Source organism: Paenibacillus sp. P4_A9, from assembly GCF_056402415.1.
Map to the genome: position 1 here is coordinate 1 of NZ_JBFUHL010000017.1, position 25,068 is coordinate 25,068.

Below are 25,068 nucleotides of genomic sequence, written 5' to 3' on the forward strand. Positions count from 1 at the left end.
CTAATGCCTAATGCGCCGCAGGCCCATCTTCAAGCCACAGATTGCTCCGTGTTTTATGATTCTCTCATGCGAGAAAACCAGTTATCCGGTCTTAGCTATCGTTTCCGATAGTTATCCCAGTCTTAAAGGCAGGTTACCTACGTGTTACTCACCCGTCCGCCGCTAGCTTATCCCGAAGGATAAACCCGCTCGACTTGCATGTATTAGGCACGCCGCCAGCGTTCGTCCTGAGCCAGGATCAAACTCTCCATAATAGAAAAGCTGAAATGCTCATTGACTTGCTAGCGAGATTTTGCAATCTCAATTGTAGTCACTTACGTGACTGAATTTGCTGATATGCTTCATTCATTTGTTCAGTTTTCAAAGAGCTTTATTGCGTTACCGTTTAAAGCGTTAATGCATCGCTCTTGCGGTGACAAGAACATATATTATCAGGTTTCAAAACGAAATGCAAGCGACTTTTTACATCCATTATATTACAGTCTCAAAAACCCCGTAGTTACTGTATTTCGGCGCCAAACATCCTTCGTACCAACCAAATGAACGCCACCGATCCATTCATCGATCCCGTTCAGAATGATTTGGTCCTGTTTACTATGAAGAATAAGATTACCCATTTTAGTTATCTTTACTCTGAAATTTTCAAATTGCGGCGGCCATGCTTCACCGTACCTCGGCAGCTTATCTCCACCAAGCACTTGGATTAATGGCTTATTGCAATGCCAAAGCCCATCCAGGATGCCCCAGAACTGCAAATCACCTAAGCCATAATGACTGGCTTGCTCAGAAACGCTTTGAAATAAGGATAAAATAGATACCTCATCGTCCACTAACAGTTCAAGCGTCAGCTGCTGAATGGCGGTCAAGCCATTTTGCATGGAAGGATAGCGAGCTGTATGGGCCTCTAGGGCCTTTTTAAGAAAAGGGAGTGCCGATAGGTCTTCTTCTAATAAAGCAGCCATAGGCAAAGGCTCAGAAGCTGAATAAGCCTTCCACACTTTGCGGGCCAGCAGTAGCTGATCTTCTTCTACGGGCAACCAAGTGCCATGCAGATGAAGGATTTGATCCACGGTTAACTGCCCTAAACCATAGAAGGGGTCAACTCCAGGGAAGCGATCTATGCATATCAACGACAGTTGGAAGGAACGGTGAGGTAACTCCGCTATTCTAGAAAGCAAATAACACAGCATCAACTGGTCATATAAATCATGCTCAAACCATAGGACAACCTCGTCCACTTCATCGGAAAGGGTATTGAGCGTTGACTCCTGCTGCAGCGTTTGGAGCTTGAATGTATCCTCGGGAATGCCGTACCGGTGATTCATATAGGAGGCTCGTATAGATAAAAGGACGCTATCTGACATTTGCATGCCAATAGGTCCCTCATAGAGCGACTCGCGCCACACCAAAATCTCACCATCGATTCCGGATGCTCGCAGCTTATCGCCGAACGAGTCTCCGTTTACGATATGCAGGGTCTGGGGCATGGCGCTGTCACCTCACTTCTCTATAGATTAAGCTTCACCTAGTAATTGTAAAAGCTCCTGCTCATCTTCAATGATGCGAATACCAAGCTCTTGCGCTTTCGTTAGCTTACTGCCTGCGCTTTCGCCGGCGATCACGATGTCGGTCTTTTTGGAGACACTGCCGGTGATCTTAGCTCCTCTGGCTTCGAGCTTTTTGGCACATTCGTCCCGCCCCATCGAGGAAAGCGTTCCTGTGAGTACGATGGTTTTGCCGAAGAACGTATTATCCTCGCTCGCCACGATCACTGGCGCTTCCTCAGCAACAGGATTCACGCCTGCGGCAAGCATGCGCTCGATACTGGACACCATCACAGGGTCGCGGAAGAAGGAATGGATGCTTTCGGCGACGATGCCGCCCACATCTGGCAGCGTGATAAGCTCTTCGGTTGTTGCTTCCATGATGCGTGTGAGACTGCGATAGTGGTCTGCGAGCACTTTAGTCGTGGTCTTGCCTGAGTTCGGTATGCCAAGGGCATACAGGAAGGACGCAAGATCACGGGTTTTGCTTTTGTCGAGGGCGCCGAGTAGGTTGCGCGCCTTCTTCTCTCCAAAGCGATCGAGCTTGACGAGATCGTCGAACTGCAAGGTGTACAGATCCGCAGGATCGCGGACATCCAGCTCTTGATGCAGCTGTGAAGCGGTCATCTCGCTGAAAAATTCAATGTCCATCGCATCGCGCGAAGCAAAATGCGCCATACGGCCCACGAGCTGCGGACTGCAGCCGAGACGGTTGAGACAGAAGAGGTGCGCACCGCGCATCTCAAGCTCACTGCCGCAGGACGGGCAATGCGTCGGTGCGACGATCTCTTCGCCGTCATTCTCCTCGGTTACCTTACCGAGAATCTCTGGAATGACGTCATTCGAACGGCGTATGTAGACGAGGCTGCCTAGGGCGTGTTTGAGGTTTTTGCGCTCAATGTCGCCGATGTTGTTGAGCGTACAGTTCTGTACGGTTACGCCTGCGAGATCAACGGCCTCTACGCGGGCTAGTGGGGTGATTTTACCTGTGCGGCCGACTTCCCAAGAAACACTTTGCAGCGTCGTCATCGCTTCTTCGGCTTCGAACTTGTAAGCAATGGCCCAACGCGGGAATTTCTCCGTATAGCCAAGTACTTCTCTTGTACGCATATCCGTTAGCTTCACGACGCTTCCGTCAATGAGGAAATCAAGGCTGGACCGCTCCTCAGCGAGTCGTTCCAATTCTGAGCTTACTTCTTCAATCGTAGCGAAATAACGTGTGCGGTTGCTCACTTTGAAAAGGTTATCACGCAAGAACTGAACCATATCGGCATGATTTTCAAACTGAATGTTATCGGAATAACCTATGTTATAGAAGAAAGCGTTCAGTTTGCGTTCTGCGGTTATTTTAGGATTCTGGTTACGCAGGGCACCTGCCGCGGCATTTCGAGCGTTTTTGAGCGGATCTGTGGCCGTCTCGTTGTACTTTTCTAGGACAGAGAGGAACATAATCCCCTCGCCTTGCACTTCAATCGTCCCCTGATCATAGGGAATCTCCAGCGGGATCGATTTGATGGTTTTGATTTGCGCTAAAATGCCCTCGCCAACTGTACCGTTCCCACGCGTGGAAGCTTGAACCAACTGACCTTGCTCATACGTAAGGTTCAGTGTAAGTCCATCAAACTTAAGTTCCACCACGTAAGACGGGTCTGGAAGCGGCGTTTCTGGATTCTTACCGTTGTAATCGGCAATTAGCTTGAGTACACGTGTATGCCAAGCTGCCAAATCTTCAGCGTTCTGGGCTTTATCCAAACTCCATAGACGAGCTAAATGGCGGTGTGGCTCAAAACCTTTGAGCAATTCTCCACCTACCCGCTGGGTAGGGGAAGCAGGCAGGGTAACGCCTGTCTCCTGCTCTAGCTTGGACAATTTATCATAAAGAACATCCCACTCGGCATCCGAAATGGTGGGTTGATCCAGTGTATAGTAGCTGTGGTTGTGCTTGTTGATTTCTTGGATGAGGGTTTTCATTGCCGCGAGTTGGTCGGTCATGGCGGGCTCTTCCTCTCTCATTGGGAATATGGTATTCAAATTCAAGGCCAAAGGCCCGCCCCTACACTTTCGTGATTGGAGCGAACTTTGCGAGCAGGCGCTTCAAGCCAACAGGCGCCGGGAAAGCAATTTGCAGCTCGGTGTCATCACCCGAGCCCTTCACGGACACGACGGTGCCGACGCCCCACTTGCCATGCGACACGCGGTCGCTGGCTTTGTAGTCCGGCACCGCGCCGCCTGCGGCAGGCTGCGGAGCCCGGAACGCAGCCGGTCTCGACACGGCCGCAGGGCTTGGCGCAGCCGCGCCTGCGGTAGTGCTAGGCCGTCCCCCGAAGGAGGACGGTGTGCCCCAAGTAGACGAGCCAGTGGTCGTACCACGGCTCGATGCAGCGGCACTGCCGCTGCTGCCCCAGGACGAGGTGCCGCCAGAACGGCCACCTCGGGAGAAGCCGCCGCTGGAGCCGCCAGCCGAGACGCTCTCCAGGAGTTCCTTCGGAATCTCCTGAAGGAATCTCGACGGCGCGTTCGCGGCGGTGCGGCCGAAGAGCGTGCGCATACGCGCGCATGTGAGGAACAACTCTTGCTCAGCGCGCGTGATGCCGACATAGGCCAAACGGCGCTCCTCTTCGAGCTCTTCATTATCGGCGAACGCACGGCTGTGCGGGAAGACGCCTTCTTCCATCCCGATGATGAACACAACCGGGAACTCTAGCCCTTTGGCACTGTGCATGGTCATGAGGACAACCGCATCCTGCTCTTCTTCGGGTTTTTCTTTATCCAATGTGTCGATATCCGCGATCAAAGCAAGGTCTGTAAGGAAGGAAATGAGGGATTTATCCTCATTGCGCTTCTCGAAGTCCATGGTCACGGACAGGAACTCTTCAATATTTTCGAGTCGAGCCTTGGATTCAATCGTGTTCTCGCGCTGCATTTCTACACGGTACTGTGACATCTCAAGAATTTTCTCGGTAAGCTCGGTTACGGACAGGTAGTCCACCATACGATTGAGGTTATCAACCATTTCGCGGAAGTCCGCGAGTGCATGCTTCGCCTTCGTATTGATTTCAAGTGAATCGACTTCCTCCAACATGGCGAACAGGGACAGACCTCTGCGCGCTGCCATATCCGCTACTTTGTCCATCGTGGTGTCCCCGATCCCCCGCTTCGGCACGTTAACAATTCGATTCAGGGAGATATCATCATTCGGGTTAGAGATCAGACGGAGGTATCCCAAAATATCTTTAATCTCTTTACGATCATAGAACTTGACCCCGCCGACGATGGTGTAGGCGATATCCGATTTAATCAGAATTTCCTCGATAACCCGTGACTGCGCATTCGTTCGGTATAGGATGGCGTGATCGCCGAATCTTTTGCCATTGGCCTTATTCTTATTAATTTCATTCGTAACGAAGTAACCTTCTTCATACTCGGTATCGGCTTGGTACAGCTTAATTGCGACGCCGCCTTCTTTATCCGTCCACAGATTCTTCGGCTTACGGCCCGTGTTGTTAGCAATGACTTTATTCGCTGCCTGCAAAATATTTGAGGTCGAGCGATAGTTCTGCTCCAAGAGAATCGCCGTGGCATTCGGATAATCCTGTTCAAAATTGAGGATGTTGCTAATATCCGCTCCGCGCCAACGATAGATGGACTGATCACTGTCCCCTACGACGCAAATACGTTTATGCTTCTCAGCAATCATCTGGCACAGCATATACTGCGCTCTGTTCGTATCCTGATACTCATCGACATGAATATATTGAAATTTGTTTTGATAAAATTCCAGAACCTCTGGCACTTCTTTAAACAAATGAATCGTCGCCATAATCAAATCGTCGAAATCCAAGGAATTGTTGGCTCTCAGCTTCTTTTGATAAAGGGTATAAATTTTCGAGGTCAAACCATCGAAGTAGTCACCGATTTTGTCTTCAAATTGTTTAGGAGAGATAAGTTCGTTTTTGGCTGTGGAGATCGCCGCTTGGAATGCCTTCGGCTCGTGTTTCTTCGTATCAATGTTGAGCTCTTTGCAGCAGGTTTTGATAACGGAAAGTTGATCGCCTGAATCTAAAATCGTAAAGTTCGAGGTAAAGCCGATGCGAGTAATATCTCTGCGCAGCATACGCACACACATCGAGTGAAACGTGGATACCCAAATGTCGCTGCCGCTACCGCCAACCAGCTTGCCTACGCGATCTTGCATTTCACGGGCCGCTTTGTTCGTAAAGGTTAGAGCTAGAATGTTCCACGGCGCCGCTTTGCGCGTACCAACGAGGTAAGCAATCCGATGCGTGAGCACACGCGTCTTTCCGCTACCCGCTCCAGCCATAATTAAAAGAGGGCCGTCTACAGCTTCTACAGCTTTGCGCTGCTGGGGGTTCAACTTTTTGATCGCTTCTAAAATATTGACAGTTTCATTCACGTTAGGGTTACCTTCCATTTCTATCAAAGTTCACATTCACGGTCTGAAGCGCCTGCTCCAAGTCACTATAAATAATATTACCGACCACAATGGTGTCTGCCGCGTCCGCAGCTTGCTGCGCTTTCTCTAGGGAGTCGATCCCGCCACCGTATAATAACCGGGCATTCTCCAGCACTTGCCGCGTCCGACGGACGAGCTCCATATCACCGAAGGTCCCGCTGTATTCCAAATAGACGATCGACATGTGAAAAAGCTTGTCCGCCATACGTGCATAAGCTGCTACGTCCTTGGCATCCAAGTTGGTTCGCGCTGAGGTCAGCTGTGCTGCCGTCGCTTCTTTATTCAATATAATGTAGCCTTCAGCTACGATCTCATCCCAATTCAGTAAAGCACCATATTCTTTGAGAGCCTCGTGATGCTGTCCTACGATCCATTTCGGATCATTCGCGTTTAGCACCACAGGAATCAAAAAAAGATCAAACCCCGGCACGATCGCTTCCTGATTCGAAATCTCTAAGGCAACGGAAACCTCATATTGACGGATCCTCGATAACAAATCCACCGTATTATCGAATGTGACCCCTGAAGACCCGCCTACGAGAATCGCATCCGTGCCAGATAAACAGAGCCGATCCAGCGCCTCATCTGAGATGTCCCGGTCTGGATCGAGCTTAAATACATGCTTCCACTTGCGTATATCGACGATCAATTGTTTCCCTCCGATTAGGCGGCAGTTGTGCCATACTAACAACAGTCTATGCTACGTATACATAGCTGTCAAATGACAAAAGACGGGCTAATCGCCCGTCTTTTGGAGGAATATGCAACTGAACGTATCCGATCTTCACGGATGCTTCATTTGCGCCGTAATACGCACAAATGTTCGTTATTTGACGACGATGTTAAGAATTTTCTCAACATTGATGGCTTTGTGATCATTTTGCTGCAGCTCTAGTTTAATTTCATGTGCACCTGTTGTTAAATTCGTAAGGGTTAATGGTCCCGTCTTACCAATCATCGCTTTCTGCTTGCCGTCCACATACAGGTGGAGATGCCCCACTCCCAGTACATTAGCTTTATCCATATCATCTTGGGATAATTTGAAGTTCGGCGTTTGATAGGTAATCGTGACATTTTTTCCATCTACTTTGTACTCGGCATCAATTACAGGCTTCGCGCCCGTTGTAGTTGCTTTCGTTCCTGTCTCCGTCTTCACCTGAGCCGTTGTCGTTGTTCCCGCATCCTTCGTTCCTGTTGCTACGGATGGGAGGACCTCATCTTTGGAACCGCATGCTGTTGTTAATGCTCCCAATACCACTAAAGTAGCCGCACCATATACCCACGTTTTTTTCATCAGCTTAAGCTCCCTTTTCCCTAAGTTTGGACATCCTATGTTCCTTATATATGTGTGCCAAGCCGTACTCATTCCTGAAATAGAAAAATAGTGGGACAAATTAATTCGAAATGATTTCGAAGTAAGCAATAAAAAGACACCCTGCCAAAGAGAGGCAGGATGTCTTGAAACGGTTTAAAGTGTGATTACACTTGTTTAAAAGTTATATTTGTTACCTTCTTGGGACCTATTCGTATAGGAGTTCCCTTCGGAAGTCGACGATGGCACTCCTTGCTGTGTGCGGGAAACAATACGTGCTTGCGCAGGTCTGCCTGTCCCCGTCATGCCTGTATGCTCATTGGTATGATTGGAAGAAGCCGCATACCCCTGAGACCCACGACCATAGCTTGATTGATCATGACTTTGATCTTGGTAGCTCCGTGTTTGGGCTTGGTTATAGGATGAGGACTGCTGCTGTGTCTGACTCGGTGTATATCCTTGGCCTCGACCTTGTTGATTGTTGTATACCGCATTCGGATACTGGTTGGCATAATTAACTGGCTGGAACGAAGGTGTTGGTGTTGGTGCCGGCGTTGATGCTTGGTGCAGGGCCGCAACTTGATTCTGCTGTTGACTTTGTTGTGTCTGTTGCTGACTGTACGGTTGCCTTTGTTGGTACTGCTGTTCTGTCTGGTGAGACTGTGTTTGGTATGATTGATGTTGCTGTGATTGCGGCTCTTGCTGCGACTGTGCAGAAACCTGCTGGGTATGGCTCACTGAAGCGGCTCTGCTTACATGCTGTTGGACGATGGCCTGTACTTGTATCGCTGTCTGACTCTGCTTTTGAAGCTCTTGCCCAATCATCTGCTGCTCAGCTGGCTGAATCTGATAACCGCCAAGGTTCTGGATTTCTTGAAAAACAAGTGCTTGATCATCTAATGTTTTTTGCAATAAGGTTTCGAATGTCTGTCGAATGCCAGGGTTAGCAGCTTCCAAGGCTGCCGTTGTATATTCGCGCGCACTGCGTTTCAATTCAGATAGGACGAAGTTGGCAAAGTCCAGATCTTCTAGGTCGACTTGCTGCTGTTGAGAATTTTGCTGATACATGCGTCTTGCACCTCCTTGTAGGTTCGAATTAGTGGGTCATTCCGGATTGTTGTTGCAGGGCGTTGATCAGGATACTCATATTTTGCAATCGTTCCTGAGATAGGTGAGACAAGGTTTGTTTCAAGGACTGACTTTGGCTGTTCACCGCGCCTTGTACACAAAGCTTTGCTAACAATTCTTCATTCTTGAATGTATCCGACAGATACGAAAGTTCTTTACCTGAAATCGCTTGGTTCTCTTGCGTGTTGTACATGTGCATGTGACCTCCTTTCCTCTCTTTTATTTTTCCCAAAAAATGCCGTTTTATGTCGGATGAACAAAAAAACTGCTCCACCACAGCAAAATCACTGTAGGAAGCAGTTTTCGATTAGGAAGCAGGCTGTGCAGGTTTACCCGCATAAGCATCTGCTAATTTCTGAATTTCCTCGGCTGCCAGCGAGTAGGCCCACTGCCCACCCTGCTTGGCTAGCCAAACTTGTTCTCCGGTCAATTTACCTTCGTAGACATCGGTAACGTCTTTCCCGTCTACCGTCCATGCAATCTCCAATTTAAGCTCTCCACCTGTTGTCGGCGTCCCAGCTGCCGCTTGCGGGAGTTCCATACTGTGCAGGAAGATCAGTTCATCCAGCAACGGACTTGCATCCGCGCCCTTGATCTCTTTGTCCCCTAGCTTCCAGTTGGCATCCGCAGCGACTTTATCTTTATCTGTTTTGGAAAGCGTCCACGTCTGGCCCTTCCATGTCATTTTGACACTCTGAACCTTATCGTTCTCCAATTGAATCGGACTTGTATCTGCAAAGTCGACTGGCGCTTTGTTCAGGGAGGTTAACGATTGATCACTGACCTGATAAACGGCAGGAGCGCCTTCTACCTGTACGTAGGAGAAGCCTTCGATCGGTAGAGCAGTCCCGACGAGCAAGCCTTTCTTTGAACCATCCTTCATTGTAACTTCATAGGTGCCAACCGGCTTATCCAAGCCATATTCAGCTAGATTGGTTGCTTGTTCTTCCACAAGCTTGGTCGAGGTGACGAGACCCAATCCATCCAACCAAGAATCGACTAGATTCGAATTGATTGGCGCAGCCGCAGGCTTTTGCATATCCCATCCGTTCGCTGTGCGATTGAGCTGAATCTCTTGCCCCTCGGTTTTCACGATAAGACCTTGCACATCTTCTTGCTTCAGCGTCAGAAGGGACTTCGGTTCATCTTTGGCCTCTTGGAAGAAGTCCTTGCTCGACGCGTACCAGAAACCACCGATGCAAATGACGACTAACAGAATCGTTGGAATAAACCGTTTCATCCTCTTCTCCTCCTCCACCAGATCAAGCCGCCAATAACAAGGAACAAGAGCGGTAAGAACACGATTGTAATGAGGAAAATCGTATTCGCTTGGCTAGGCGTAATCATCGCCTGTTGGAAGGCATCCCCTTGACGCGGACGGATCGTAATTTGATCTTTCTGTTCTTGCAGCCAGCCAATACTGTTCAGAGCGAAATCTTTATTCCCCTGATTCTGAATATCTTCATCTAACACAAACGTAGAGCCCCCGAGAATAACAGCCTTCGGCTTGTTATCTTTGTCGGAAATTGCATAACCCAAGTTAAGCGGTCCTTTGACATCTGTCGCATCTTGTTTGGTTTTGGACTGCGCCAACTGGTTGATGTCCGTTTCACCGTAAGCTTTATCCGTTGTGGTCAACAACAGCGATTGGGTGTAATCCGGCGCACTTTCATCTGCGTTCAAGCTAACTGCCAGCGACAGCATGGTAATCAAGTTATTGCTGGATAATTTGTTCGTAATATCATGAGAACCGTATTCTGGGATAATCGTTAATGGATCATACAAGGACGTTTGCTTCGCTTCAATCGCGATCGCGTGCTGATCCTGAACACCATAAGTTTTCATGATGGCATCGATGTTTTTCCACTTCGTTGCCATATCCTTGTTGAAGCCTAGGGCGATATAGATCTTACCTTTCCCCTTCAAATACGCCTGAATGAGCTCGGCTTCTTTGTCGTTCAGGTCGTTTTGCGGCCCGAGCAGCATGAGCATTTGCGCATCATCTGGGATTTTGCCTTCAACGTAAAGATTCAGATCTTTTACGTCGTAGTTAGCAGCAGCCAGGCTGCTTTTGAAAATACTCATAGCTGTTGCTGGGTACTCTTGATGACCGGAGAGCAAGTAAACGGTATGTTTCTCCGTGGACGTCAGACTTTGAATAGCTTGTGTAAACTTCTCTTCACCAGAGAAGGTGTAGGAGCCATCTTGTTGTCCGACGAACAGTTCATAGAAGTTGATGGTTTGCTTTTTGGCGCCCATCTCGAAAATAATCGTGCCGCCTTGATCAACGCCATACTGCTTCGCCATCGAAGGCTGTTTTAGCATATCGTACTCGTCGTAGGTAATTTTACCGCTTTGCTTTTTATACTCCGCCACCATATCTGTGACTTGACGCGTCACAAAATCATTGCCATCCCCATTGTTCGTGAAGGCGATGACATGAATATCTTGATTGAGATTTTTCAGTGCAGCAGTTGTTTGCTCTGAGAGCGTGAAATTTTTATTTTTCGTCAAATCGTCCTGAAAGCCCTTAAGCGAGTGCAGGAAGATTGTCAGAATAATGAAAATGCCGATAACGGCGATTGATAAAACAGTCGCATTAGTTCCCCGTATCCACTTATTCATTCCGCTCACCTCCAACGCTTTCTTTCAAGGACTTGTATACAAAGAACCAGGAACACGGCTGTTAATGTGATGTAAAAGAGGATATCGCCGCCATGGAAGACGCCCTTTTGCAGGTTGTTTAAATGACTGGTCAATGAAAATTGACCTACGTAATCCTTCAGTTTCCCTGTCATGCTGCTGCTCACCCAATCTAGGAGCCAGAGTAAAAGCAGAATAACGAATCCGGTGATCCCCGCAACCATCTGGTTATTGGACAAACTGGATGCAAACAAGCCAATCGCCATCATCGCGCAGCCTAATAGGAACATGCTCAGGTAAGACAGCCAGGTTACAGGCATATCCAATGTTCCAAAAGAGGACATAATTAACGGATATACGAGGCTGATCGCCACGAGTCCAACTTGAACGATTAGCGCTGACAAGTACTTACCTAGCACAATTTCACCAATACCTGCAGGTGATGTCAGGAGCAGCTCATCCGTACCTTGACGGAACTCATCCGCTACTAGGCGCATCGTTAAAAGCGGGATAATGAACAGATAGATGAACGTGGTGTTGCCCACAATAGAGCGCGCATCCACAATCGGCGGCTGTCCGTTCACGAAATTAATGTAGAAAAAGAAGCTCGACAACAGCACGTAGAAGGCAAACGCCACATACGCAACTGGCGAGAAGAAATACATTTGCAGCTCTTTGGAACAAATGGCCCAGATTCTACGCATCGGTGTCTACCTCCCCCTTGGATGTATCGGCAGCAGGCTCGTCCGTTGTCAGCTTGAGGAAAATATCCTCTAGGCTGAGGCTTTCCCGCTTCATCTCGAGGATCGGCAAGCCTGCATTCGCCAGGCGGAAGAATAGCGCTTCGCGGATGTCTTCTGCGCGATCTGCGGAGGTGACGAGGAGCTTGACGGACTCGACAGGTGCTGATGGAAGATCACTTGCGGAAACATCAGCAGCTTCGTCTGTGGCGGACTCCGCGGATTCAGGGGCAGACGTCGCAGGTAGCACTGCGCTCGCTTCCGGTGCGTCGACTTCTTTCACTTCGCCGACGGAAGGCAGGCTGCGCAGCTCGGTCAAGATCCGCTCGCGAGGTCCCTTGACCTCGAGCGACACCTCGAACGTCTCGCCCATCGTGCGGCCGAGATGCTCTGGGCGCTCGTCGAGGACGACGCGACCTTGGTTAATAATGAGAACGCGGTTACAAATCGCGTTAATTTCAGGCAAGATGTGCGTGCTCAGCAGCACGGTGTGGTTTTCGCCCAGCTCATGGATTAGCTGGCGGATCTCGATGATCTGCTTCGGATCGAGGCCCGACGTGGGCTCGTCCAGAATGAGCAGATCCGGTTGGTGTAGAATCGCTTGCGCGAGTCCGAGGCGCTGCTTATAGCCCTTGGAGAGGGAGCGAATGATTTGCTTCTCGCGACCTTGCAGTCCGAGCTTGTCGATGGCTTCGCCGACACGCAGTTTTTGCTCTCGCGCCGGTACATCGCGCAGGTTGGCGATGAAGCGCAAGTAGGACTGTACCGTCATCTCCGGGTACAGAGGCGGCGTTTCCGGCAAGTAGCCAATCTTGCGGCGTGCCTTCTTCGGGTTATCGGCCATGGAGTGACCGTCCACCCATATTTGACCATGCGTTGGATTCAGGTAACCTGTAATCATGCGCATCGTCGTTGTTTTGCCAGCACCATTCGGCCCTAAGAAGCCGACGATTTCACCGCGCTGCATCGAGAAATCGATGTTATGCACGCCGCGATCATTTTCGTACAGCTTGCTGACTTGTTTGACCTCTAGCATCCAAGATCCCCCATTTCTATGCGTTCGTATTATTCATCATCACTATACGGGTGGAACAATAAACCAACCTTAAGCAAATCTGAAAAATAGATTAAAATAATGTGTCTGAATTGTGAACAAGTCCTGTGGAGATGTCGAATCATGCACTGTGGGAGCGCAATATGTCGGATATATTATTTGGCTCTCGAACAAGAACAAAAAAAACCATAAACGACTATCGTCCATGGTTCTTTATCAGGTCTATTCAGGCAGCCAAATCTTAAAATTCCCACTTAGCGCTAGCACACTGAACGCATACAGGCAATTATCATAATATCGTCGTACACCCGTACGAACTGGCGTCTGCCAGAATAAGTCCACGCACGCACGGGCATGAGCACCGTCTGACACAGCAAGCGAGGCCATCGCATTCGTAGCTATGATGCCCACGGGATGAAGTGCTTTCTCCTCAAAAGGCGTGCCATCGATCTGGTACCGACGATAGTCCTCCGGCGACTTATCCGCGAAAAAATCTTGAATGCGATTGGCCGTATCGGTATGCCACTTGGAACCGCCACACCACTCCGCATCCAACCCAATATTGGCAGCTACGCGATAGGAATCGCTGAAGAAGTGGCCATAGCCACGCTCATCATTCGGTGTACCGTCATAATGGGCATATTCCGGTGCCAAGCCCGTCTCGGGATGACACGAGATCTGCATGTAAGCGCGGCTAGCTTCTGCAGCCTCTTTCCAAAACAGCCGATCCTCTTCATATGCCCATAAAGCAAATAGCTCATAGAAATGCGGCAGATGGTACGACGGATCAGAGTATTCGCAGTTGGGGACGAACTTAATCAGCTTATTGTCCGGATTCCACATAGGCTGGCCTACGCTATTTTCACCCTTGTGAATACACGTTCGCAGCAAATCCCGTGCCTGCTCGCTGTAATTATATGGCGATTCCCCATCTCCCCAGCGATGAGAGGCGAAGAACAGGGACAAGGCAAAATACTCTTCCCCATCTGGTGCCGGACCGTTCGATCGCTTGGAGCCATCGGTATTGCACGACCAAGCGAAATACCCCGCATTGTCGCCCTCGGTCATCAACATGTTGGTATGCGTCCACTTCCAAATCCGATCGAATACGTCTTTCTGATCCAGTTGAACGGCTATCATCATGCCATAGGACATGCCCTCTGTACGGACATCCAGGTTACCTGTATCCAGTAAGTAAGCTCCAGCTTCACCGGCTTCGTAATAGATTCTCGTATCCTCATCGCCGTGGAACAATTGGTTCCACATGTCTTGCACTTTATGTTGAATATCCGCTTCGGCATACCCATACTCCGCAAATATATTGCGGTAAATACCATTTGCTGAAGCGCCAGTCGCTTGCTTTTGCATATGAAAATGCCTCCTCATGAAACGAACCCCAAGACATCAGGGATGCCGGGGGCTCGTCGGTTATCTCTACTATCCTTTTACGCCGCCAACGGTCATCCCTTTAACAAAGTACTTTTGCAAGAACGGATACACCATAATAATCGGAAGGCTCACCACGATTGTCATTGTAGAACGAATCGACGTTGGAGTTACCGTAGCTGCCCCAGCATTCGCACTGCTAGCGAAAATGTCGGCCGCCGTTTGGGATGTTTGCGTATTCGTATTCTGTAGTATTTTCATCAACTCGTACTGTAGTGTACTCAGGTTTTCGTTGGACGAGTTGTACAAGAAAACATCAAACCAGGAGTTCCATTGACCGACCGCGCTAAATAGCGCAACTGTCGCAAGCACGGGAACGACGAGCGGAAGAACAATCCGCATGAACATCGCGAAATCACTCGCGCCATCGATACGAGCCGCTTCCAGAATCCCATCAGGAAGTCCTTCAATAAACGAACGGATGATAATTAAGTTGAATACGCCGATCATACCTGGAATGATATACACCCAGAAGCTTCCTAACATGCCAAGGTCCCGAACGAGCAGGTATCCCGGAATTAAGCCTCCGCTGAAATACATCGTGAAGATAAATGAAACCGTTACGAACTTGCGAAGCACGTACTCTTGACGCGACATCGTGTAGGCTACCATTGCGGAGCAGAACACTGTAACCACGGTACCCAGCACCGTTCTCATCACCGAAATGAAGAAAGCATGCACGATGGCGGCTTCGCTAAAAACGTATTTAAAATTATCTAGCGTCCACATCCTAGGAATGAGATAAATCCCTCCACGGACCGCGTCATTCGCATCGTTCAATGCTACGGCAAGCGTATTAACAAACGGATACAGCGTAACAACAACGAGACAGAACATAAAAATGATATTACAAATATCGAACAGGCGATCACCTATGTGCGTATTCCGCCGGCTTGATCTTGAATGTTGTGCAGCTTCCATAGCTGATACCTCCTTCGTAGAATGGTTAGAACAATCTGGCTTCACCAGCACGTTTGGCAATTTGATTCGCACTGATCAAGAAGATGAAGCTAACCACGGTCTTGAAAATGCCTGCCGCTGTCGCCAACGAGAAGTTCCCTAAGTTGATACCGTAATTCAGAACGAAAATGTCTAGATTTTCTGCATAATCTATGTTCATCCCATTTTTGAGTAAATACTGCGGTTCAAAACCAGACTCAAGAATGTGACCTAAATTCATAATTAGCAATATGATAATAACCGGTTTAATCCCTGGCAGCGTGATATGCACAATGCGCTGAAATCTGTTTGCTCCGTCCATTTCTGCGGACTCATACAGAGCCGGGTCAATCGTCGTCATCGCAGCTAGATAAATAATTGTGTTCCAACCGACGTTTTTCCACACCTCGGATGCACCAAGAATTCCCCAGAAATATTCACCCTTGCCGAGCCATAGAATGGGTTCGCTAATCAGATGTAACTTCAATAAGAGTTCATTAATAATCCCGCCATCTGTCGATAAGGCACCTGATACAATGCTTGCAGCAACGACCCAAGAAATAAAATGTGGCAAATAACTGATGGTCTGTACGAACCGTTTGAAAATAACTTTACGTAATTCATTAAGTAGAATAGCTAACGTAACGGCTGTAACGAACCCTAGAACAAGATTAATCGTACTCATCGCCAGCGTATTACGCATGACGCGAAGGAATCCATCATCTTGGAAAAGGAATTTAAACTGGTCGAATCCGACCCAGGTCTGCTCTGAGAATTTTTTGGCAGGACGATATTTTTGAAACGCCATGGACCAGCCCCAAAGCGGCACATATTTGAAAACAAACAGCCAAACGAGAAAWGGCAGAGACATCGCCATCAATACTTTTTGTTTACCCAGTCTTTGAAAAAATAAAGCCAATCCCTTTGATTTCCCGGATAGCGTTTGTTTGTCTGTTAGGGAATTTTTTGTAAGGCTCTCCATAGAAAATCACTCACTCCTCCAGTAATGCCTTTTATCTACTTGTACGATGAAAGAGGGACGCATGACACCCATCATGCGCTCTCGTGCCATGCATCCCTTATTCCTTATTTTGCCCAGTTACCAGCAACGCGGTCTTTGACCACTTTGGTAATGAATGCTTCGTAGCCTTTGATGTCCAGCTTGCTAGCTTGAGCCACGTAGTCGCTCCACGCCTTCTCAAACTTATCTGTGCCACCTGCTAGAATCATTTCTGGATAAGCCTTCTTCTGAAGATCACCCATTTTTTGCTCAAAAATTTGCTCAGGTGTGCCTTGTCCTTTGTTGATACTCCATGCAGGGTACCAAGGACGGTCATCTGGTTTGCTGAACATGTCTGTAAAGACTTTCGCATTGTAAGCTTTCAATAGTGCACGATCGCCATCCGTATAATTTTTTTCCGCAACGGAAGGTTGTTTACTCGGATCGAACGCATTGTCACCTTTAACTATGGAGAAGTTACCGTAACGAGGCCAGTTGTAAGCGAATTGTTTCAAACCGAAATCTTCATAGAACTTAGGATCTTTGATTTTCGCGATTTCTTCGTCTGTACGGAAGAACTTGCCTTTGTCGTCCACTTCATACGTTTGACCTTTGATACCCCATTGTGTCAGGATTTGGTTATCTTCCTTCAACATGTTGTCAAAGAATTGAATGATACGAACAGGGTCTTTCGCACTCTTGGAAATGGAGATACCACGGTTGTTAACGAAGGATGGCGGATCCAAGTATTGGTCTTTAACGCCTTTGTCAAATACGATTGGAAGTGCTACGTAACGCTTGTCATCTACGCCAGCTTTCGCTAGGTTGTTACGAGCGTCGCCAACTTGCCAGTCATACGCGAAGTAACCAAGCACACGGCCGGAAGTCAATTTAGCTAAGTATTGGTCTTTGTTCATTGTGAACGATTCTTTATCGAAAAGACCTGCTGTATTCACTTCATTAAGTTTTTTCACCCAACGTTTCGTTGTTGCTTCGTCAATGGCATTGCTTTTCGCTTCATGTGTTTTAAGATCGATAAGAAGTCCGCCATCATTCGGATAGCCTGCAAGATGGAACGCAGGGTTCGTAAGTGTGAAGAAGTTCGTGTCATACGTCATGACGGAGAACCCGATCGTATCCTTGCCATCCACTTGTGGATGCTTATCTTTATAAGTCTTAATGGCATTGAAGTATTCATCCAATGTTGTAAGCTTCGGATAGCCTAGTTCCTTCAAGACACCGCGTTGAATCCAGAATGCGCCTTGGTCAACGTTCGGGTTAGGGGCAAAGCCCTGATTCGCACTAAATGGAAGATGATAAATCTTGCCATCCTTTTGCTTCATTTTGTCAAAATAAGGACCATACACGCGTTTGATGTTCGGACCGTATTTCTCAATTAACTCATCAAGCGGAATGAATGCGCCCGCATCCATGAACTTATCGATTTCACCCTCTGGCTGTACCACATCTGGGAACTCATTGCCGGCAATCATGACACCGGACTTCGTTTTGGATTCCCCAACAAGGTTCTCAACCTTGAAGTTAACTCCTGTTTGCTTTTCTAGCTCTTTACCGATCGGTGTTTCATTGGTATTGATGTTCTTCCCTGCATTAAATAAGAAATAACTGAATGTAGCTGGTTTGATGTCTTCTTTGGCAGCGGCTGTGCCACTTGGACTACTTGGTGTTTTGGAAGCAGCAGGATCTGCTGAGTTCGAGCTGCTGCAAGCACTTAGCGAAAGCGCTAACAAGGTGCCCATCGTAACTAATTTCAACTTCTTCATTCTTGTGAAACTCCCCTCTCAACTCTTTCTTGTAAGCACTTTCATTATATAAAACCGCCCTTGGCTTGATTACCCAGTAAAGTTTAGTATCTTCTTAGTAAAGCATAGGTGATCGATCTTTCCCGCCTGGTAGCACAGGTGTTGTAATCTTCACAATCGTCCCGACGCCATCCTCGCTGCTAATTTGTACATCAATTGCGTTGCCATAATATAATTTCAGTCGCATAAAAGCATTCTTCATGCCGACATGTTCACTCACATCTTCGCCGTTGGTCATATAGGCATTTAATAAATCCACTTTCTCCTTCGGCATCCCAATGCCGCTGTCAGCAATCGTAAAGTGGACCTGATCACCAATTCTAGTCGCCTTCAATTCAATCGTTCCATGACCCTGCAAGGGCTCGATGCCGTGAAGACTGGCATTTTCAATGAAGGGGAGCAATGTCATTTTGGGTATTTTGCAGCTATAGACGGACTCATCCACCTCAAAGCGGTAGCTCAGCTTATCGCCGAATCGGTACTTTTGAATTTCTAGGAAGCATAGGATCAAATCAAGCTCATCACGGAACGTGACCCATTCCCCGCCCCATTCCAAAGAACGGCGAAACATTTTGGCCATATTTTTAATGATTTTGGCCGTTTCATTTTCTTGCTTAATCAGACTGCGCATACGAATCGTTTCCAATGCATTAAAAAGAAAATGCGGATTAATCTGGCTCTGCAAGGCATGCAGCTGCGATTGTCTCTGCTTCAGCTCCAAATCCTTCTTCTGAATATCTGCGATGTACACATCATCAATAAGACTCTTAATTTGAACGGTCATGCGATTAAATTCGCGTATCAGTTGGCCGATCTCATCCTTCGATTCAGCTTCCGTAATGAGGTCAAAATGCTGGTTTTTCACCTTTTTCATATGAACAAGAATGCGAACTAGCCGTGTATGCAAAGAAGACGAGATCCAAAAAATAATTAAGGTCGGCAGCAGAAAGTTAACAAGTGCTAAATAGACAACGAATTGCTTGGATTTGCGTACCGCATCCAGGACATGCTCATCAGAAACGAGCACGATGCGCCAATTTTTCAAATAGTTGGTGCTATACTCGCGTTCCAATTGAATCGTATTCTTGGGAATGGCCACGCTTCGGAAATTGATTTTGCCCCGAATCCAGTCCAGCTTCGTGTCCGTTGTATACTGAATATCCCCTTCGCCGTTCAACAAATAGAGATTTCCCTGCAGCGTTTGGTTGCTAAACATCAGATTGATCGCCTCGGGACTCATCTCAATTTTCAATACTTTATTATAGGTGTTCGCATTACTGAAATTGTTCATTTGACGGATAATGCTAATACCGCTGTACGTACTCTCATTATCATCACTTCGCATGACGAGCGGGTAAGCTTGTCCTTCCGAAAGTGCCTTCTGCAGGTTCCGATACCATTCCGAATCCCGAATAATATCGGTCAGCGGGTGCAGGCCGCCTGAATCGATAATCGTCGGATTCGAGGTATACATCTGAATGGACTTAATTTCGCTGTACACCAAATTGTACTTGTTAATATTGGTCGCGAGCTGCGAGTTATACATACGCACATAGTCGATGGTTTCTGCGTACGTTTGCTCCAAGGCATCGTTTAAGAGACCATCTGTATAGAAAACGGATGAGATGCCAACCGCGTTATCGATCTTGGCACGGAATTCATCCTTCATTTTATCCAAATTCAGCGAGATATCTTCGTTCTTCTGCCGTTGCACATTATGAGTGGTCACTTGATAGAAGATTACATTGGTCAATAAAATAGGAATAAAGACACACAGAAAGTAAAGCATGAGCAGCTTATTGCGCAAACGTACATTATTTAGTTGAAATAGTCGATTTTTCATCGGTATGGCCGCCTTGTTTGGTCATTAGTTTTTTGCGATATTCGGATGGAGGCATATCTTCCATCTTCTCAAATTGCGCAACAAAATAGTCCGCGTTATTAAAGCCTACCTTCTCGGCAATTTCGTAAATCCGCAAATCGGTTTGACGGAGCAACTTCTTGGCCTCGCCAATACGGATCGACAGCAGAAATTCATTAAAATACTGGCCATACGTTTTCTTGAACAGTTGTCCAACATACACAGGATTCATATAAAATTCAGCCGCAATGCTTTTGAGATTGATGTTTTTTTGATAGTGGTGCTCAATATAGCTCTTGATCTTGTGAATACTGCCCTTGGTTTGCTCACCGCGTAATTGCTCCATCATACGGGAGCTCTCGATCATAAAAGAGATGAATAGAAGCTGCAGCTCGCTAAAAGAGAGCGGCTGTGCATCCCAATTTAGCATAGGCTTGAGATTAACGAGCAGATCCGTTGGTCCCTGCATCTGTTGCAGTGTTCCTACGATGCTGTGCACATAGCGATTGATAATTGTTCGAATCGCATCTTTGGCCAGTGATTTCGATTCGATTTCAGCAAAGAGCGACGCGATTGTAGTCTTGATCTTCTCCGTTTCTTGCTCTTCAACCGCTTCCTGAATGCGATGAAACAGGCCGACATCCGGCTCTGAATAGCTGAGCGCTGTCTTAGAGGCCGTTTCATAGAAGAGGACATCCTTCATTCCCTTCACATACTTATACTGCAGCAGCTCGTTGGCTGTCTGAACCGATTCGCTGAGCGCCTTCATGTCTTTCACACTTATACCGAAGTAGAGGGTGACTCCTGCCGTCTTCAGTCTTTTGGTTAACAGATTCTGCAACATTGCGCCAAATCGTTCATAACTGCCGCCGTACAGCTTCAGCGCGTCGCTGCCAATGAGAAAGGCGCACTGATGGTTGCGCAGCTGAACAACAAAATCACTAGGTACGTCAACTAATGTTTGCAACGCCTCGGCGACAATGCTGACATCGTCTTTGATCAGATAATCCGTCGCGTCTCTTTCCTCGGATATTCCCCGACTCCACTCAACAATGCCATAACGCAATACGGTCCCTTTGGGCAAGCGAACCCGTTCATCAAGCTCCATCACCGCTTTGGAAGCTTGCTCGCCTCTACTTAGTTGTTCGAACAATCCTCTCAGCGTGAGTCGGCCGCTAATCGCTTTCTGCAGGCGCTCTTCCTTAATTTGCAACGCCAACTTGCGCAGGGTCTTCTCCAAATCCTCTTCTTCAATTGGCTTCAAAATATAATCACTCACGCCAAAACGTATGGCAGACTGCGCATACGAGAAGTCATTGTAACCGCTTAAAATAATAAACTTACATGCACTAAGATTACGAATCTTCACTTCTTCTATTAGCTTTAAGCCATCCATCACTGGCATTCGAATATCCGTGATCACAACATCAACTTCAGACTGCCTCGAGGTAATGATTCGCAGCGCATCATTTCCATTATCCGCTTCATGGCTGACACTGTAGCCCAAGGACTCCCAGTCGATTAGGCCGAGTAAACCTTTCCTGACATATTGCTCATCATCAACCAACATAACTTGCAGCATCATGACATTCACTCCCTTGGTAACTAAAATGGAAAAGCGAGCCCGGTACATAGCCGGACTCGCGTGGTATATGAGAAGAAACGTAATAGATTATGACTATTGTATCCCACTTTGTCATGATCTTACAACTATGGGATGTAACTGTCTACTTCTATGCCTACTTCATAACACGGTGGAAAGCCTTCTTCGGTGCGTGATTAGAATCGAAGAGGAATGGCCAATTCTTCCTCCCTTTCACCGGAAAATCGTCCAGCCATGTGTAATCATCTGCCGCACCCCAGAATGTGACCGCTGTAATGCTGCTTTGGTATGCTTGGAATAGCTCAAAAATCTGTTCATAACGCAGTGCCTGCAGTTCTATCATCTCAGAGGTCGGCTCTGAGAGATCGGTTTGTCTATCTGCGAATTCGAACACCGACAGATCGAGCTCTGTAATTTGAAGCTGTACACCAAGAGACGCGTACAGCTCAATGGCGGTGCGGATTTCCTCAATGGAAGGACCATGAATGTTCCAATGTCCCTGCAGGCCGATGCCATGAATCGGCACGCCTTTTTCCAATAAGGATTTGACAAGGGCAAATATTTTCTCCCGCTTCACAGGGTTCGTTTCATTATAGTCATTATAGAACAGGAGCGCGTAAGGATCGGCTTGGTGTGCGAAATGGAATGCTTTAGCGATGTAATCCTCGCCAATGATGTCGAGCCATTTGGATTTCCGCAGGGTGATATCTGTGGTATCCTCAATCGCTTCATTAACGACATCCCAGGCATAGACTTGGCCGCGGTAACGCTTCACAACCGTCTCGATATGCTTCTGCATCTGGGTTAGAAGCTGATCTCTTGTTGCCGGCGACCCGTTCGGTCCCTCGAACACCCAGTCTGGTGTTTGATTGTGCCAAACTAACGTATGACCCCTTACCTTTTTCCCCTGATTTATTGCAAAATCAACGATCGCATCTGCTGCCCCAAACATATAACGGTCCGGATCGGGGTGAATCTCGGCAAACTTCATTTCATTCTCTGCCGTTACACTATTATAATGCCGCTTAATGAGGTCGGCTTGCGTTTGAATGGTTGTCGAATTTACCGCTGCGCCAATATCGAAAGACTGCTCGAATTTCTGATATAGCGATAATGCGTTTTCTTTATAGCTTTCTTTCGTCACGTTGTATGACCTCCTTCAAGTTGGTATGCGTAAACCTCGAGCATGCTAGGTAAGGAAGATCGACCATCTTTAGTAAATCGTACGCCCCTGCTCATCCGAAATCCCCGATTTCCTTGCAAAATACGTATTAATGACATCGCGCCATTCCTTCGCATGCTCAGCCTGATCCTGGAGACGCTGCAGAACTTGGGCATAGCGGACCTCATCGACATGTTCCTGAAGCGACGTCCATGCTGCGACCAACTCAGCCGCCTCATCTACGCCTTCAAAGTGAGTATCGTACACATGTTGGATGACCGTTTTGCCCGATTTCAACCGATAGGTATACGGCACATGATGGAAAAATAACAACAGCTCATCCGGGCATTCCGCCAAGGATTCATATCGTTCTGCCTGCGGCGAATGATATTGTGCCGTGTAACCCGTTCCTGATTTCACGGTGCGATCGACGCCAATACCGTGACAATCCGCAAAGTGGTAGGTCCCCCATTTGGCATATTCATACCCATCCACATTCGGACCGTAGTGGTGGTTGGGATTGACCATCCAGCCTACGCCAAGCGGAGCTGTGTATTTCTCGTAAATGCTCCAAGAGCGGAGCATCATGTTCGAAAGTGTTGCAACCACCTCTGACTGCCGGCCGAACGTCATCATGATCCATTCTTCCGCAATGGCTTCCGCAGTAAGACTAGGATCCCATGCCAAGCGGCCGTATCCGTATAGGTTCGCTTGCGCTAGCACGTGACCCGTCCAATTCCAATCATCTCCGATATTGGACACGGCTGCGAAACCGCCATGCGATCGTCCAAATAACGCGCCGCTGGCAATTTCAGCCGTCGTCGAGCCTTCACCCTGCGCATAGGTATCAAAGTCGATGACTTCTTTCCACTGCGGCACGAGGAAGCAAACGTGCTTCTGCTGCCCTGTGTATTCCTGCGTGACTTGCAGCTCCAGCATTTGATTCGTGCTGCGCAGTCCTCCAAGCAATGGAGATACTGGCTCGCGAACTTGGAAATCCATCGGACCGTTTTTGATTTGTAAAATCACGTTTTCATGGAATTTCCCATCCAACGGTGTGAAATGATCATACGCTGCCTTCGCTCGATCGGTTGAACGATCTCGCCAATCCTGCAGGCAGTTGTACACGAAGCACCGCCAAATGACCAGACCGCCATGCGGCAACAGTGCGTTCGCCAGCATGTTGGCACCGTCCGCATGATCGCGGCCATAGGTGAATGGCCCTGGGCGGAATTCGGAGTCCGCTTTCACCAGGAAACCGCCGAAATCAGGGATGTATTGATAAATTTCAGCCGCCTTCTCTTCCCACCAGAGGATAACGTCGTTATCCAGCGGATCTGCCGTAGACAAGCCACCAATTTCCATCGTGCTTGCGTAATTCACACTGAGAAACAAGGTGATGCCATATACACGAAATACGTCAGCAATCTGTGCAACCTCAGGCAGCAATTCTTCTGTGATCAGCATCGTTTCCCGGCGATGTACGTTCACGTTATTGATCGAGATTGCATTGAGGCCTACGGATGCGAGCAAGCGAGCGTACTCACGAATGCGTGTGTGATCCTTTAAGATGGCATTATCCTCGAAGAAAATGGAGCGACCCGCATACCCACGTTCATTGCTGCCGTCCATGTTATCCCATTGATTCATCATCCGCAGGCGATTCGCTGGATTCTTAGTAATGGCGAGCTGCTCGATCGTTTCTCCGCATTGGAGCCTGCGAAGCAGTTCGAACACGGCGTATAACACGCCTTTATCGGAGCCGCCGATGAGGACGATATAGCTGTGTCCTGGTGCTTCTATGGATTGAATCAGATAACCATCTTCCTGTATGCTTGCCACGCGCTCGGCATCCAAAAGATGATCCAGCGCAGTCGTCTGATCTTTGACGCCAAGCAGAATCGAGTGTGATTTCGTCGGTGCTTCTGAATGGACAGGCGCAACGCCAAGCAACGCTGAGATTCCTTCATGGAGCTCATGCGCAGCTGTCTGAAATACTTCGGATATCGTATACGTAACAATTTCCTGACACCACGTTCGGTAGGTTTCTAGTAAAGCGGCCTCATTCATTTGCTCGTATCGAAGCCAACAAAGATCTGTTTCTTGCTTATGTGTAGGCATGCTGCACCACCCTTGTTTATGTATGATTAACAAAATAAAGCGCTTTCGCGAGTTATTATATCGTCTGCATCGCTGGTTTCATACCCTAGGATGTTTAGGTTTTACCCTACAGAATATAGGGATTTTCTAGGAAGGGTAGTGCCTATCCATTGCCACTCCCATTAACACGACAAAAAAACCGCCCTCCAACATAATCGTCGGGAGACGGTCTAGAAATC

19 protein-coding genes and 1 rRNA gene are annotated in these 25,068 nt (G+C 47.8%); all 20 read right to left on the minus strand.

Annotated features, from left to right (window positions below; genetic code table 11):
* Positions 1–254, minus strand: a 16S ribosomal RNA gene (locus tag AC1DVJ_RS13840); the annotation flags it as partial.
* Positions 255–476: 222 nt separating this feature from the next.
* On the minus strand, positions 477–1,487 hold the full coding sequence (locus tag AC1DVJ_RS13845; protein ID WP_477591567.1) for a DUF1835 domain-containing protein: 1,011 nt from the start codon (positions 1,485–1,487) through the stop codon (positions 477–479).
* Positions 1,488–1,514: 27 nt separating this feature from the next.
* The gene (gene ligA, locus AC1DVJ_RS13850) at positions 1,515–3,536 is read right to left on the minus strand and encodes an NAD-dependent DNA ligase LigA (protein ID WP_477591569.1); all 2,022 of its coding nucleotides are present in this window, start codon (positions 3,534–3,536) and stop codon (positions 1,515–1,517) included.
* A gap of 61 nt (positions 3,537–3,597) precedes the next feature.
* The gene (gene pcrA, locus AC1DVJ_RS13855) at positions 3,598–5,976 is read right to left on the minus strand and encodes a DNA helicase PcrA (protein ID WP_477591571.1); all 2,379 of its coding nucleotides are present in this window, start codon (positions 5,974–5,976) and stop codon (positions 3,598–3,600) included.
* Positions 5,966–6,667, minus strand: a complete 702-nt coding sequence (pcrB, locus tag AC1DVJ_RS13860) for a heptaprenylglyceryl phosphate synthase (RefSeq protein WP_477591573.1) — start codon at positions 6,665–6,667, stop codon at positions 5,966–5,968. Before pcrB ends, pcrA begins: the two co-directional genes overlap by 11 nt.
* A gap of 177 nt (positions 6,668–6,844) precedes the next feature.
* A complete protein-coding gene (locus AC1DVJ_RS13865; protein ID WP_477591575.1) occupies positions 6,845–7,312 on the minus strand; it encodes a hypothetical protein in 468 nt (155 codons plus the stop codon).
* A gap of 195 nt (positions 7,313–7,507) precedes the next feature.
* Complete coding sequence (locus AC1DVJ_RS13870) at positions 7,508–8,398, minus strand: spore coat protein (RefSeq protein ID WP_477591577.1); 891 nt, start codon at positions 8,396–8,398, stop codon at positions 7,508–7,510.
* Between the two features lie 28 nt (positions 8,399–8,426).
* Positions 8,427–8,651 (minus strand): hypothetical protein, encoded by a 225-nt coding sequence (locus AC1DVJ_RS13875; RefSeq protein ID WP_057312695.1) that lies wholly within the window; start codon positions 8,649–8,651, stop codon positions 8,427–8,429.
* Between the two features lie 114 nt (positions 8,652–8,765).
* On the minus strand, positions 8,766–9,698 hold the full coding sequence (locus AC1DVJ_RS13880; protein WP_477591579.1) for a DUF4340 domain-containing protein: 933 nt from the start codon (positions 9,696–9,698) through the stop codon (positions 8,766–8,768).
* Positions 9,695–11,083, minus strand: a complete 1,389-nt coding sequence (locus AC1DVJ_RS13885; protein ID WP_477591581.1) for a GldG family protein — start codon at positions 11,081–11,083, stop codon at positions 9,695–9,697. The genes AC1DVJ_RS13880 and AC1DVJ_RS13885 overlap by 4 nt, the downstream gene beginning before the upstream one ends.
* Before the next feature lie 5 nt (positions 11,084–11,088).
* Positions 11,089–11,805: an ABC transporter permease subunit gene (locus AC1DVJ_RS13890; protein WP_477591583.1), complete on the minus strand. Its 717-nt coding sequence runs from the start codon at positions 11,803–11,805 to the stop codon at positions 11,089–11,091.
* Entirely contained in the window at positions 11,798–12,877 is a 1,080-nt protein-coding gene (locus AC1DVJ_RS13895; protein WP_477591585.1) for an ABC transporter ATP-binding protein, read from the minus strand. The genes AC1DVJ_RS13890 and AC1DVJ_RS13895 overlap by 8 nt, the downstream gene beginning before the upstream one ends.
* 240 nt (positions 12,878–13,117) lie before the next feature.
* On the minus strand, positions 13,118–14,263 hold the full coding sequence (locus tag AC1DVJ_RS13900) for a family 8 glycosyl hydrolase (protein WP_477591586.1): 1,146 nt from the start codon (positions 14,261–14,263) through the stop codon (positions 13,118–13,120).
* A 69-nt stretch (positions 14,264–14,332) separates the two neighbouring features.
* Entirely contained in the window at positions 14,333–15,262 is a 930-nt protein-coding gene (locus AC1DVJ_RS13905; RefSeq protein ID WP_477591587.1) for a carbohydrate ABC transporter permease, read from the minus strand.
* Positions 15,263–15,287: 25 nt separating this feature from the next.
* Positions 15,288–16,157, minus strand: coding sequence for an ABC transporter permease (locus tag AC1DVJ_RS13910; protein WP_477591697.1), 870 nt, complete (start codon positions 16,155–16,157; stop codon positions 15,288–15,290).
* A gap of 209 nt (positions 16,158–16,366) precedes the next feature.
* A complete protein-coding gene (locus AC1DVJ_RS13915; protein ID WP_477591589.1) occupies positions 16,367–18,064 on the minus strand; it encodes an ABC transporter substrate-binding protein in 1,698 nt (565 codons plus the stop codon).
* Positions 18,065–18,158: 94 nt separating this feature from the next.
* On the minus strand, positions 18,159–19,946 hold the full coding sequence (locus AC1DVJ_RS13920) for a sensor histidine kinase (RefSeq protein WP_477591591.1): 1,788 nt from the start codon (positions 19,944–19,946) through the stop codon (positions 18,159–18,161).
* Entirely contained in the window at positions 19,918–21,549 is a 1,632-nt protein-coding gene (locus AC1DVJ_RS13925) for a response regulator transcription factor (RefSeq protein ID WP_477591593.1), read from the minus strand. Before AC1DVJ_RS13925 ends, AC1DVJ_RS13920 begins: the two co-directional genes overlap by 29 nt.
* Before the next feature lie 154 nt (positions 21,550–21,703).
* Positions 21,704–22,711 (minus strand): endo-1,4-beta-xylanase, encoded by a 1,008-nt coding sequence (locus AC1DVJ_RS13930; RefSeq protein WP_477591595.1) that lies wholly within the window; start codon positions 22,709–22,711, stop codon positions 21,704–21,706.
* Between the two features lie 69 nt (positions 22,712–22,780).
* Positions 22,781–24,850: an alpha-glucuronidase family glycosyl hydrolase gene (locus tag AC1DVJ_RS13935; RefSeq protein ID WP_477591597.1), complete on the minus strand. Its 2,070-nt coding sequence runs from the start codon at positions 24,848–24,850 to the stop codon at positions 22,781–22,783.
* Positions 24,851–25,068: the final 218 nt, after the last annotated feature.